Source organism: Aeromonas sp. INTO2 (genome assembly GCF_049860605.1).
Taxonomy (GTDB): Bacteria; Pseudomonadota; Gammaproteobacteria; order Enterobacterales; family Aeromonadaceae; genus Aeromonas; species Aeromonas caviae.
Map to the genome: position 1 here is coordinate 3,524,445 of NZ_CP187588.1, position 12,496 is coordinate 3,536,940.

The 12,496-nt window shown below is 65.0% G+C and carries 12 protein-coding genes; 8 read left to right on the forward strand and 4 right to left on the reverse strand.

Going from position 1 to position 12,496, the window contains the following annotated elements; genetic code table 11:
• The first annotated feature begins 88 nt into the window (after nt 1-88).
• From ACPW74_RS16610 to ACPW74_RS16620, 3 genes are all read left to right on the forward strand, one after another.
• A complete protein-coding gene (locus tag ACPW74_RS16610) occupies nt 89-1,516 on the forward strand; it encodes a PLP-dependent aminotransferase family protein (protein ID WP_279981922.1) in 1,428 nt (475 codons plus the stop codon).
• Between the two features lie 102 nt (nt 1,517-1,618).
• Complete coding sequence (locus ACPW74_RS16615) at nt 1,619-2,503, forward strand: hypothetical protein (protein ID WP_425858403.1); 885 nt, start codon at nt 1,619-1,621, stop codon at nt 2,501-2,503.
• 37 nt (nt 2,504-2,540) lie between these two features.
• Nucleotides 2,541-3,317, forward strand: a complete 777-nt coding sequence (locus tag ACPW74_RS16620; protein WP_279981925.1) for a substrate-binding periplasmic protein — start codon at nt 2,541-2,543, stop codon at nt 3,315-3,317.
• A 15-nt stretch (nt 3,318-3,332) separates the two neighbouring features.
• Here the strand turns inward: ACPW74_RS16620 and ACPW74_RS16625 are convergent, their stop codons facing one another.
• Complete coding sequence (locus ACPW74_RS16625) at nt 3,333-4,208, reverse strand: LysR family transcriptional regulator (RefSeq protein WP_167826123.1); 876 nt, start codon at nt 4,206-4,208, stop codon at nt 3,333-3,335.
• Nucleotides 4,209-4,336: 128 nt separating this feature from the next.
• Between ACPW74_RS16625 and ACPW74_RS16630 the strand changes: the two genes are divergently transcribed.
• The gene (locus ACPW74_RS16630) at nt 4,337-4,738 is read left to right on the forward strand and encodes a CidA/LrgA family protein (RefSeq protein ID WP_039040574.1); all 402 of its coding nucleotides are present in this window, start codon (nt 4,337-4,339) and stop codon (nt 4,736-4,738) included.
• Nucleotides 4,731-5,420, forward strand: a complete 690-nt coding sequence (locus ACPW74_RS16635) for an LrgB family protein (RefSeq protein ID WP_010675703.1) — start codon at nt 4,731-4,733, stop codon at nt 5,418-5,420. Before ACPW74_RS16630 ends, ACPW74_RS16635 begins: the two co-directional genes overlap by 8 nt.
• Nucleotides 5,421-5,487: 67 nt before the next feature.
• On the opposite strand, the gene ACPW74_RS16640 is transcribed toward ACPW74_RS16635, so the two are convergent.
• Together ACPW74_RS16640 and metB are read right to left on the reverse strand one after the other, a co-directional pair.
• Entirely contained in the window at nt 5,488-7,941 is a 2,454-nt protein-coding gene (locus tag ACPW74_RS16640; RefSeq protein WP_201890331.1) for a bifunctional aspartate kinase/homoserine dehydrogenase II, read from the reverse strand.
• Complete coding sequence (gene metB, locus ACPW74_RS16645; protein WP_010675705.1) at nt 7,941-9,119, reverse strand: cystathionine gamma-synthase; 1,179 nt, start codon at nt 9,117-9,119, stop codon at nt 7,941-7,943. The genes ACPW74_RS16640 and metB overlap by 1 nt, the downstream gene beginning before the upstream one ends.
• 223 nt (nt 9,120-9,342) lie before the next feature.
• On the opposite strand from metB, the gene metJ reads away from it, so the two are divergent.
• From metJ to ACPW74_RS16660, 3 genes are all read left to right on the forward strand, one after another.
• Nucleotides 9,343-9,666: a met regulon transcriptional regulator MetJ gene (metJ, locus tag ACPW74_RS16650; protein ID WP_005327165.1), complete on the forward strand. Its 324-nt coding sequence runs from the start codon at nt 9,343-9,345 to the stop codon at nt 9,664-9,666.
• A 35-nt stretch (nt 9,667-9,701) separates the two neighbouring features.
• Nucleotides 9,702-10,460, forward strand: coding sequence for an AraC family transcriptional regulator (locus ACPW74_RS16655; protein ID WP_279982307.1), 759 nt, complete (start codon nt 9,702-9,704; stop codon nt 10,458-10,460).
• 84 nt (nt 10,461-10,544) lie between these two features.
• Nucleotides 10,545-10,883, forward strand: a complete 339-nt coding sequence (locus ACPW74_RS16660; protein ID WP_052815523.1) for a tRNA-binding protein — start codon at nt 10,545-10,547, stop codon at nt 10,881-10,883.
• A gap of 83 nt (nt 10,884-10,966) precedes the next feature.
• On the opposite strand, the gene ACPW74_RS16665 is transcribed toward ACPW74_RS16660, so the two are convergent.
• On the reverse strand, nt 10,967-12,235 hold the full coding sequence (locus tag ACPW74_RS16665; protein ID WP_029314815.1) for an aromatic amino acid transport family protein: 1,269 nt from the start codon (nt 12,233-12,235) through the stop codon (nt 10,967-10,969).
• Between the last annotated feature and the right edge of the window lie 261 nt (nt 12,236-12,496).

Genomic DNA, 12,496 nt, shown 5'->3' on the forward strand with positions numbered 1-12,496 from the left:
AGTCGCCAGCCCCACAGCCGCGCCATGCCCTGCGGGTAGGATCCCTGCCTCGAAAGGGGCGCAACCCCCGCGCCAACGGGAGCACACCATGACCGTTCTGCCAACGCTCTTCGCCAGCCAGCAGCAAGGGGATCTGCCCCTGCACGAACAACTGGTGCGTACCCTGCGCGAGGCCATCCTGGCGGGCCACCTGCCCCTGCACAGCCGCCTGCCCGCCAGCCGTCTCCTGGCCCGGGATCTCGGTATCTCCCGCAGCACGGTGGAACTGGCCTATGGCCGGCTCGAGGCGGAGGGGTATCTGGTGCGCAAGGTGGGCGCCGGCAGCTTTGTCGCCCTGGCGGCGGTGCGCCCCGCGCCGCGCCCGCCCCAGTCAGCGGCGGGCCTCTCCCGTCGCGGTCAGGAGATGGCCCTGGGTGGCGCCTGTCACGACGTGCCCGAGGTGGGCACCACCTTTGCTTCCAGCCAGCCGGATCCCCGTCTCTTCCCCCAGGCACTCTGGGGTCGGCTGATGCAGCAACAGTGGCGCCAGCGCGCCAGCGACTGGATGAACTACGGGGATCCCCAGGGGCTTGGGGAACTTCGCACCGCCATCAGCAGCTATCTGGTGCAGTCACGCGGCGTGGTGTGCGAGCCGGATCAGATCTTGATCCTCACCAGCTCCCAGCAGGGGATCCTGCTGGCGACCCAGTTGCTCATCGATGCCGGTGACACCGTCTGGGTGGAAGACCCCGGTTATCCCGGGGCTCGCACCGCCATGGAGAGCGCCGGTGCCCGGGTGCATCCGGTGCCGGTGGATGAAGAGGGGCTCAACCCTCATGGGGATCATCCTGCACCGCGCCTCATCTACTGCACCCCGGCACACCAGTATCCCCTTGGCGTCCCCATGAGCCTGCCCCGCCGCATGGCGCTGCTGGCCGAGGCCGAGCGTCACGGCGCCTGGATCCTGGAGGACGATTACGACGGGGAGTACCAGTATGATCAGCGTCCCCTGCCCGCCCTGCAGGGGCTCGACGGCCAGGGGCGGGTGATCTATGTGGGCACCTTCAGCAAGGTGCTGTTCGGCTCGCTGCGCCTCGCCTACCTGGTGCTGCCCAGGCCGCTGATGGACTCCTTCTGCCGCGCCCGGGCCGCCGTCGACGGCCACAGCAACCAGTTGCTGCAAGCGGTCACGGCAGACTTCATCCGGGGCGGGCACTTCGCCACCCACCTGCGACAGAGCCGCCTCCTCTACCAGAGCAGACGGGATCTGCTGCTGGCGGAACTGGCAGAGCACTGCCCGGGGCTCACTCCCATCCACAGCGGCGCCGGCCTGCAGTGCGCCGTGCTGCTGCCCCCCGGTGGCGAGGCGCGCTGGACCGATGCCGCCAACGCCTGCGGGCTGGGGCTGCGCCATCTGGGCCAGTTCTACCTGGGCCCGCCGACGCTGGAAGGGTGGCTGCTCGGCTTTGGCTGCCTCGACAACCAGACGCTGCGCCAACTCTGTCGTCGCCTGGGTCTCTTGATGAAATCCGCATGACCCCCTTCTCAAGAGGTCAGATCTGCCAGAGCCTGATAGCGCTGTGTCGACGGGAATGGCCCGTCTATACTGGGCACAATCCCGTTGCCGAACCCGGTCAAGATGCATCGAATCCTGCTCCTTTTGCTCGCCCTCTCCCTCCCGTCCCTCACGATGGCGGCCACCCGCTTCACCCTGATCACCGGGGAAACCCAACAGGATGTCCGCATGAATTATTACCGGGCGGCGATGAGGCTGGCGCTGGAGAAAACACGGCCCGATTACGGCGACTATGAACTGCTCGACGCCATCAGGATGAACAAGGCGAGGATGCGGCTCGAAGTGCAAACGCCGGGCAAGAATGCCCTCTTCATCGTCGACAGCTGGCCCCAGGAGATCCCTCAACCCGGCGTCACCCTGGTCCCCTTCCCCATCGATCTGGGCGTGCTCGGCTACCGGGTCCGTTTTGTCGGCAGCGCCCGTGCCCAGGCCCTGGCCGGGGTTCACACCCTGTCCCAGTTTCAGCAGTTCACGCAAGGGGTGGGCACCGGCTGGCGGGATGCCGACATCCTGCGCTACAACGGCTTCAGGGTGCAGGAGGTGGATAACTATGAGTCACTGTTTCGCCTGGTGGCCCGTGGCCGGATCGATCCCTTCTGCCGTGGTGCCAACGAGATATTGAGCGAGTGGAAAAACCACAGACCCGGCCTGCCGGGGCTGACCGTGGATAGCCATGTCGCCCTCTTCTATCCGCTCATCCACTCCCTCTATAGCCACGCCACCTACAGCAAAGAGCGCGAGCGCCTTTTGCGCGGCCTGCAACTGGCCTGGAAAGATGGCTCCCTGCAGCGCCTCTGGCGCCATCATTTCCAGCCTTCCCTAGTCTTTGCCCGGCTCGATTCACGCCAGATCTTCCGGCTGACCAACCCGCAGTTGCCCGACGAGAGCACCGACTACCGCTCCTATCTCTATGACCCGATGAGGGATGACTTTGGCATCGCTCCCTGACTGGCTCACCGGATCTCCCCTGTCAGGCAGGCTCCCCTTGCGCACTCTCTGCCTGGCGCTGCTGTTCTGGTTGCTGCCGACCTGCGTCATGGCCGCCCCCGGCAGCATTCGTGCCTGCATGGAGAACAGCGATTCGCCTCCCTGGTTGCTGATGTCCGGCGAGGGGATAGTGCAGTTCCACCTCAAGGAGGTGGCAAACCGGATCGGGCATCCCATCATTCTCACCCCCCTTCCCTGGAAACGCTGCCTCTCCCTCGTCAGCCAGGGCCAGCTCGATGCCGCAGTCAAGCTGAGCTACAGCGAAGAGCGTGCTCGCACCATAGGGGTCTATCCCATGCGACAGGGGGCACCTGATCCCGCCAAGCGCCTGCTCACCGAGAGCTACAGCCTCTACCAGCCAAAAGGCGGACAGGTTCGCTGGGATGGCCGGCAGCTCGTCGCCCATGGCGTCATTGCGGCGCAGTCCGGTTTCTCCATCGTCGCCCAGCTGCAGGAGAGCGGTGTCAGGGTGGATGACTCCAGCAGGGAACCACTGATCCTGCTCAAGAAGGTCGCGATGCAGCGCGCCGTTGCCGCCGCCCTGCAAACCGGGGTCGCCGAACGGACCCTGGCCGCCCACCCGCAGTTGCAGGCCACACTCGAGCGGATCACCCCTCCCCTGGTCGAAAAACCCTACTACCTCATCTTCTCCCACCCCTTCCATCAAGCCCACCCCGATCTCAGCCAACAGGTGTGGGACGAGATTGAGGAGGTGCGACACTCCGCAGCCTATGCCCGCTTCGTCACAGGCATGGCGTCACCGGGGACCCCCTAACCCCAGACCCGCTCTTCAGCCCTGCTCGCGGCACAGGGCAAGCCAGGCCTCGGCGGTGCGGGAGAGGTAGCGATCCCCTGGCCAGATCACCCCGAGCCGCCAGCTCAGCGCCGGGGCCAGAGGGCGCAACACCAGCCCATCCGGCGTCAGCCGCCGGCAGATGGGCTCCGGCAGGAAGGCGACCCCCATGCCGCTTCGCACCATGGCGGTGAGAAAGTCCCACTGGCTGCTGCGGGCCGCCACCTGAGGCACGAACCCGGCTTGCTCGCAGGCCTGCTCCAGCCGCTCGCTCAGGGTGAAGGCCTGGGTATAGAGCAGGAAGGGTTCGTCCCGCAGAGCCTCCAGCCGGATCTCGCCACCCTCGCGCCAGCGGGGCAGGTCCGGTAGCACCACCCGGATGGGGTAACTGTCCAGCTCCAAGGCGCAGAGAGCCCCCTCTTCCCTGGTCGGCAGCATGGTGATGGCGAGATCCAGCTCCCCCGCCAGCACCGCCTGCTCGATGCGCCGCCCGCCATATTCGACGATGGAGAGCTCCACACCGGGGTAGCGGCTGCGATAGGTACGGATGAGATCCGCATAGACATGGCCCACCATGGGCGGGATGCCGAGGGCAAGACGCCCGGATTGCAGGCTCTGCAGATCCGCCAGCTCCGCCTCCAGCTGCTGCATCTCCGCCAGGATGGTCTGGGCCCGATTGAACAGCACCTGGCCGCTGTCGGTCAGGGTGAAGCGGCGGCCGACCCGGCTCAGCAGGGGCTGGCCCAGCTCCTCTTCCATGTTGCGGATCATTTTGCTGATGGTGGGCTGGGTGACGAACAGCTTTTCGGAGGCGCGGGTGAAGCTCTGCTCCCGCACCAGCTCGACGAAGTAACGCAGGGCTCGAATATCCATGGTGCTCTCTTGACGGGGATGGCTGGCAAAATCATGCCTCTTTGGCATGACTTTGATAATTTAAATTCATTTTTTGCAGGTTTGGTCCCTCTCTATACTGTGAGCAGGTTCACAGAAAGACGCTTGCCATGAAAACCCTCTGCCTTCGCTGGTTGCAAACCCCCTTCCAAATCGCCCTGCTGGCGGCCATCTGGTTGCTGGCCGACATCGCAGTGCGCACCTTGCACCTGCCCCTGCCCGCCAACCTCACCGGCATGTTGCTGCTGCTGGTCTGCATCCTGCTCGGGGTGGTCAAGGCCCAGTGGTTCAGTGCCGGGGCCCGCTGGCTGCTGGCGGAGATGCTGCTCTTCTTCGTCCCTGCCGTAGTGGCCGTGGTCAACTATCAGGAGCTGCTGCTGCAGGAGGGGTGGCGCATCATGGTGGTCCTGATCGTCAGCACCGTGCTGGTGCTCGGCACCACGGCGCTGGTGGTGGACAGGGTCTATCGCCTCGAGCTGAAGCTGGCCCGCCGGAGTCGCCGCCATGTCTGACACCCTGCTCGGCCTGCTCTGCTTCGCCCTGACCCTGCTCTTCTACTACGCCAGCAAGTGGCTCTATGGCAAAAAGCGCATCCTGCCCCTGATGCCGCTGCTGCTGGCCCCCACCCTGCTGGTGGCCGTGGTGATGTTGTTCCACATTCCCTACCGGGACTACATGGCCGAATCCCACTGGCTGCTCTGGCTGCTGGGCCCTGCCACCGTCGCCTTCGCGGTGCCCGTCTACGAGAATCGCCAGCTGATGCGCCGCCACTGGCTCTCCCTCTCGGTCGGGGTCGTGGCGTCCGTGGTGATGGCGGTGGGCAGCACAGTGCTGCTGGCCCGCTGGCTCAACCTCTCCGAGCTGTTGCAACGCAGCATGGCCATGAGATCCATCACCACCCCCTTCGCGGTGGAGGCGACCCGTTCCGTGGGTGGCAACGCCGATCTCACCGCCCTGTTCGTGGTGCTGACCGGCGTCATCGGCATGGCGGTGGGAGAAAGCGTGCTCACCGTGCTCGCCATCCGCAGCCGCCTTGGCAAGGGCGCGGGCTTTGGTGCCTCGGCCCACGGGGCCGGGACAGCCAGGGCCTATCAGATGGGCAACGAGGAGGGGGTGGTCTCCAGCATGGTGATGATGATCGCCGGCATGGCCACCGTGCTGCTCGCCCCCCTCCTGGGCCGGCTGTTCTGGTAACTCCGCTACCCGATAACAGAAGAGGCGCCCTGGGGCGCCTCTTCTCATTGCATCGTGTCACGCAGCCTCAGAGGCTGGCGCAGATCTGCCAGAGATCGTACTGGATGGCGGCGGCCGTCACTTCCCGGCCCGCTCCCGGCCCCTGGATCACCAGGGGGTTGGTGCGATAGCTGTCGCTCTCGATGGCGAACACGTTGTCGCAGGGCAAGAGGTTGGCAAACGGGTGATGGGGCTCCAGCGCCTCCAGCCCGACGCGGGCCTTGCCGTCGTGCTCGAAGCGGGCGACATAACGCAGCACCTTGCCGACCCGGCGCGCCCCCTCGAAGGCGGTCTGGATAGGGTCATCCAGCTCCTTGAGCCTGTCCATGAACTGATCCGCACTCACCTTGCGCAGGACCACCGGCACCAGGTTCTCCAGCTCGATGTCGGCGGAGTCGAGTTCGAAGCCCGCCTCCCGCGCCAGGATGAGCAGCTTGCGGCGCACATCCTGACCGGAGAGATCCTCCCGGGGATCCGGCTCGGTCAGGCCGTGTTGCCACGCCTCGTCCACCAGTTCGGAGAAGGGGCGAGTGCCGTCATACTGCTGGAACAGCCAGGAGAGGGTGCCGGAGAAGATGCCGGAAACCCCCTGGATGCGGTCACCGCTCTGACGCAGCATCTGGATGCTGGACTGGATGGGCAGCCCGGCCCCCACGGTGGCGTTGTAGCGCCACTGCACCTGATGGTCGCGGCAGGTCTGCTTGATGCGCTGGTAAAACTCGCTGTCGGCGGCACCGGCAAACTTGTTGGCGGCGATGATGTGGATGCCGAGCTGGGCAAAGTCCGGGTAGTAGCGGCTCACCGTCTCGCTGGCGGTCATGTCGAGCGCGATCAGGGAGTCAAAACTGTGCTGCTCCAGCTGGGAGAGCAGCTCCGGCCAGATGAGCGGCTTGGGATTGAAGTTGTCCTGTACCTTGAGGGGATCCAGCCCCTCTTCGTCCAGCAGCCCGCCCTTGGAGTCGAAGACCCCGTAGAGGGTGAGCGCCAGATTGAGCTCATGCTCGAGGCGCGCCTTCTCGCGGGCGTAGAGCCCCAGCCAGTGACCGCCGATATTGCCTTTGCCGAACACCACCAGCCCGACACGGGTCGGGCGGCTGAACAGGGCACTGTGCAGAGCGATGAGCAGCGGCTCCAGCACGATCTGGCGCAGCACGGCCACCAGGCTCAGGCCGTCTTTGGCCACCTGCACGAACTCGAGAGGCTGATCCGCCAGCAGCTGGTAGAAGCGATGGCACTGCTCGGCGTTGTCGGTGACGCCGGCCCCCACCAGGGCGACCAGGCTGAACCCCTCCTTCTGGATGAGGCCGGTAAAGTTGCCCTGCAACTGGAAGTCACGGAGCACCTCGAAGGCCCCTTGTGCCACCTCCAGGGTGTAGGCCAGACGCAGCACCCGCCGATCCGGCTGGCGCTGCAGGGTGAGCGGATGGAGGCGATGGCGGGCCAGATGGGCCTCGATGGCCGCCACTGTCTGCTCAAAGTCAGTCTGCGGCAGCACCTTGAGCTCGATGAGGGCTATCTGATCCACCGAGGAGACGATGCGGGCACCGCCGGAGCGGGGTGCACGGCGCAGGATGTGGGTGCAGCCTTCGTCCGGATTGTAGCTGCAGCGCAGAGTGAGGCGCTGACGGCTGTCGGCCACCGGCTGCAGGGTACGCGAATGCAGCACCGAGGAGCCCAGGCGCGCCAGCTCGTTGGCCTCGGCCAGGCTCAGGCGCTCCAGCAGACGCGCCTCTTTCACCCGGCGCGGGTCGGCACTGTAGACCCCGGCCACGTCGCTCCAGATGGTGGTGGACTCGCCGTCCGCCAGCGCCGCCAGGAGGCTGGCACTGTAGTCGGAGCCGTTGCGCCCCAGCAGCAGGGAACGCCCCTCCATGTCGGCGGCAATGAAGCCGGTCACCACGATGCGACCGGCGTGCTCAGCCAGCCGAGCCTTGAGCAGCTCGCTGGAGAGGGCGGTGTCCACCTTGATGAGGGCGCCGTCTTCTGCGCGCAGGAAGCTGCGAGCATCGAGCCAGGCGGCCGCCTCACCCCGGCTGGTGAGCAGGGCAGCCAGCAGGCGGGCGGACCACACCTCGCCAAAGGCGAGCAGGCCGTTGCGCTCGAAGCGGTCAAACTGCCCCTCCAGGGTCTTGGCGATCAGCTGCATGTCGTCCGTCAGTTGCTGGCTCAGATCGAGGTGAAGCTCCCCTTCCAGCAGGCCGTCGATCAGGCTCTGCTGATAGGCGTGCAGGGCGGTGATGGCTTCGCCTGCGGCCTCATCCCCCGCTTCCGCCAGCTCCACCAGCTGGATCAGCCGGTTGGTGGTCTTGCCCGCGGCGGAGACCACCACCAGCTCGTTGCCCCCCACCTGTTGCTCGACGATGCTGGCGACCCGGCGATAACAGACCGGATCCGCCAGGCTGCTGCCGCCGAACTTGTGTACATGGCGCCGCTTGAAGACTGCCTCTGTTGCCACCACACACTCTCCTTGTTGTTGTTCCATTACTTCACCTGCTCTGCCTGTTGTGCCAACTGCGCCTGTTCAAACCCCTGGGCCAGATCGGCCACCAGATCCTCACCGTGTTCGATCCCCACCGACAGGCGCAGCAACTGGGCACTGATACCCGCCGCCTGCTGGGCCGCAGGGGTCATGGCCCTGTGGGTCATGCTGGCCGGATGGGCCACCAGACTCTCCACACCGCCGAGGGACTCCGCCACCGAGAAGAGGCGCAGCCCCGCGAGGAAGGCTCGCAGCCCCGTCTCGTTGCAATCGAGCTCAAAACTTAGCATGGCGCCAAAGCCGGACTGTTGACGGCGCGCAATGTCGTGGCCCGGATGGCTCGGCAGGCTGGGGTGATAGATCCGCTTGACCAGCGGCTGCTGCTGCAAGAAGGCGAGGATGCGATCCGTGTTCTCCTGATGGGTGCGCAGGCGCGGGGCCAGGGTGCGCAGGCCCCGCAGGGTGAGGTAGGAGTCAAAGGCACCGGAAGTGAGCCCCAGGCAGTTGGCCCACCACACCAGGGAGTCGGCAAGAGCCTGATCCTTGGCGATCGCCACACCCCCTACCACGTCGGAGTGGCCGTTGATGTACTTGGTGGTGGAGTGGACCACAACGTCGGCACCAAGGGCCAGGGGCTGTTGCAGCAAGGGGGAGAGGAAGGTGTTGTCCACCACCACCTGGGCCCCCACCCCGTGGGAGGCCTCGGCGATGGCGGCGATGTCCACCACCCGCAGCAGCGGGTTGGAGGGGGTCTCCACCCACACCAGTGCGGGTTTCTGGGCCAGCGCGGCGGCCAGCGCCACCTCGTCTCCCTGATCCACGAACTGCACCTGGTAGTGGCCCTTGGCCGCCAGATACTCGAACAGGCGCCAGGTACCGCCGTAGCAGTCGTGGGGGGCGATCAGCAGATCCCCCGCCTTGAGCAGAGCCGTGGTCACCAGATGAACGGCCCCCATGCCGGTGCCGGTCACCACGGCGCCGGCCCCCCCTTCCAGGGCCGCCAGGGCATCCGCCAGATTGGTGCGGGTCGGGTTGCCGGAACGGGCATAGTCGTATTGACGGGGCTCGCCAAAGTCGGCAAAGGTGTAGTTGCTGGAGAGATAGATGGGGGGCACCACGGCACCGTGCTGCGTGTCTGTCTCAATCCCGGTGCGTACCGCCAGGGTGGCCTTGTGGGTCATGTCACTCTCCTTGATGGGTTGCCGGAGCCGGTCCGCCTCGTGGGTCGTCCAGCCCCGCTCTCATTTTCGCTGGCCGGACTGCCGGCCCATGGTGCACCACACTACGCCACCTTAAAAAAGCCGTCAACACTTCTAGACGTCTAAATGGCTTTGCTGTTGGATTGCCATTGAATTCCTTAAGGGTTAAAATCCGCGCTCACGGCCAAACGACTACAGGTGGAACATGGGTACAGAGTGGAACGGCGACTACGTCAGCCCCTATGCAGAGCACGGCAAGAAGAGCGAACAGGTCAAGAAGATAACCGTCTCGATCCCGCTCAAGGTGCTGAAGGTGTTGACCGATGAGCGCACCCGTCGCCAGGTGAACAACCTGCGTCATGCGACCAACAGCGAGCTGCTCTGCGAAGCCTTCCTGCACGCCTTCACCGGCCAGCCGCTGCCCTGTGACGACGACCTGCGCAAGGATCATCCGGACAGCGTCCCCGCCGAGGCCCGCGCCATCATGGAAGCCCTTGGCAAAGAGATCGAAGACTTCGACGCCGAGTAATGCGGCTGCCCATGGCAAACGATGCATCCCTTTCAATGACGCGGCCCGGTGCCGCGTCATGCTTATCTGCCACCTCCCCCTTCAGCCTGCGTCACTACCAGAGCGACATGCAGAGCCACAGTCATGACCACGCCCAGCTGGTGATCCCCCTCGTCGGCCCCCTCGAGATCGAGGTGCAGGGTCGGGGATGTCGCCTCGCCCCCGGTTTTGCCTGCATCATCGCCCCTGGCCTTCGCCACGACTACGCCGCCGACCCGGCGCATGTGTTTCTGGTGCAGGAGAGCCACTGGCTGCCGGCAGCCCTGGGGGACCACCCCTTCGTCGAGCTGGATGAGGCCCAGCGCCACTACCTCGCCTTCCTGCACCGCATGGTGGCCGAGGGGCGCCACGTGGCCGGCATGGATCAGGTGTGGCTCGGGCTGCTGACCGAGGGACGCGGCATGGGCCCCGCCGTCGCTCCCCGCATAGCCCCTCGTATCGCCAAGGTGCAGCGTCATATGGAAGCCCACCTCGCAGACCCCCTCACCAACGAGGAACTCGCCGCCATCGCCTGCCTCGGCCTGAGCCAGTTCAAACACGCCTTTCGCCAGCAGGTGGGCACGAGCGTCTCCCACTACCTCAGGATGCGGCGTATGGCACTGGCCCGCACCCTGCTCGCTCGCACCCGGCTGCCCGTCGGCGAAGTGGCCAGCCGCTGCGGCTATCAGAACCAGGGAGCCTTTGCCGAGCGCTTCCTGGCCGAAACCGGACTGACCCCTTCCCTCTGGCGCCGGCAAAACGGCTGCCTGCCGTAATCGGTCGGCTCTTTGCCGAAGACAATCCCCGGGCATTCGAGGCATGCTGAGGCTCATGCAAGGTATGGGCAACGAGGAGCCAAGATGCAGACCATAAGCTGGCAGGATTTCGAGATGGTGGAGCTCAGGGTGGGCACCCTGGTGCGGGTCGAGCCCTTCCCCGAGGCGCGCCGCCCCGCCTACAAGGTGTGGGCGGATTTCGGCCCCGAGCTCGGGGTGCGCAAGAGCAGCGCCCAGATCACCGACCTCTATCGACCGGAGGATCTGGTGGGCCGCCAGATCGTCGCCGTGGTGAACTTTCCCCCCAAGCAGATAGGCCCCATCCAGTCGGAGTTTCTGCTGACCGGCTTCTATCGCCCGGATGGCGCCGTGGTGATCGTCATCCCCGAGCAGGCGGTGGAGAACGGCGCCAAGCTGGGGTGAGACGACGGCAAGGCAACCAGAGAGCAGAAGCAAGAGAGGCGACCCCCGGGGTCGCCTCTCTTGTTTGATGCTGACGGCCTGGCTTATTTCAGCAGGCTGAACAGCAGGGCCGAGACCGCCAGGGCACCGGTCAGCAGGATGAAACCGTTGACCCAACGGTGACGGAAGCGGGCCAGCGCCTCCACCTTGTAGATGGCCACCACCGGCATGATGAAGAGGATCATGGCGATGACGGGGCCGGAGAGGGTCTCCATCAACCCCAGAATGCCCGGGTTGATGATGGCGGCGCCCCAGATGGCGAAGAACATCAGGGCGATGCCGAGCTTGTCCGCCTTCGCCAGCGGCAGGCCGGTGGGCTTGGCGATCAGGCTTTTCAGGCTTTCGCGGGCACCGAGGAAGTGGCCGAGGAAGGAGGAGCTGATGGCGATGAAGGCGATGAGCGGCCCCAGGGTCACGATCACCGGGTTGTCGGTGATGTTGGCGAGATAGGAGAGCACGGAGACGTTCTGGGCCTTGGCCTCGGCCAACTGAGCCGGGGAGAGGCTCAGCACGCAGGAGAAGACGAAGAAGAGCACGAAGCCCACCAGCATGACGGTGGTGTTGCGCAGGATCAGGCCGCTCTTGGTTTCGGCCTGCTCCCCGTACTCCCGGCGCTGCACGTTGGCAAAGCCCGAGATGGCGGCGGCGTGGCTGAAGGCGAACACGGTGACCGGCAGCGCCAGCCAGACGGTGTTGAGGAAGCTGGTGCCTTCAAAGGCGGTCACTTCCGGCCACTGCCACTGGGGAATGAGGTAGCAGGAGAGGGCCAGCAGGATCGCCGCCAGCGGGTAGACCATGACGGCGAAGGCCCGCAGCATCGCCTTCTCGCCGGCCAGCATCACGGCGATCATGGCGAACACCAGCACGCCGGAGAGCATCACCCGATCCGGGGAGGCCAGACCGAGCTGATTGACCATGAAGCTCTCCACCGTGTTGGTCAGCCCGACACCGTAGATGAGCAGGATCGGGAAGATGGAGAGGAAATAGAGCGCCGAGATGAGGCGCCCGGCCATCTTGCCGAAGTGCTCCTCGGCCACCTCGGTGAAGTCGGCCTGGGGGCGCGACGACGAGAGCACGAAACGCGCCAGCCCGCGGTGGGCCAGGAAGGTCATGGGACCGGCCAGCACGGCGACGATGATGAGGGGCCAAATCCCCCCCAGACCCAGGTTGATGGGCAGGAACAGAATGCCGGCGCCGACGGCGGTACCGAACAGGCTGATGACCCAATGGGTGTCGTGGCGACGCCAGCCGGTGCTGGCCATGGTGGAGGGGGAACCGGACAGCTCCCGTGAGACGTCTGCAGATAAACTCATCGATAAATCACTTTTACGTAGTATTAAAATCTAAAAACATTGTGCTCCTTTAGCATTTAATTCTCAAAAAGGGAGACTGGCAGATCTCACTGGCAAAGCCCTGTTCCACCAGTGAGATTGGGAGGAAATCTCACCCCGGATTATTCAATTAATCCTGATACAAACCAAAAGTTAGGAATATAAAACCAAAATTAAAACCCACACCGATTTTTTGTTTCGATGAAATGCATGTTTTCAGAATTAACTGAAAATTATGCCAGT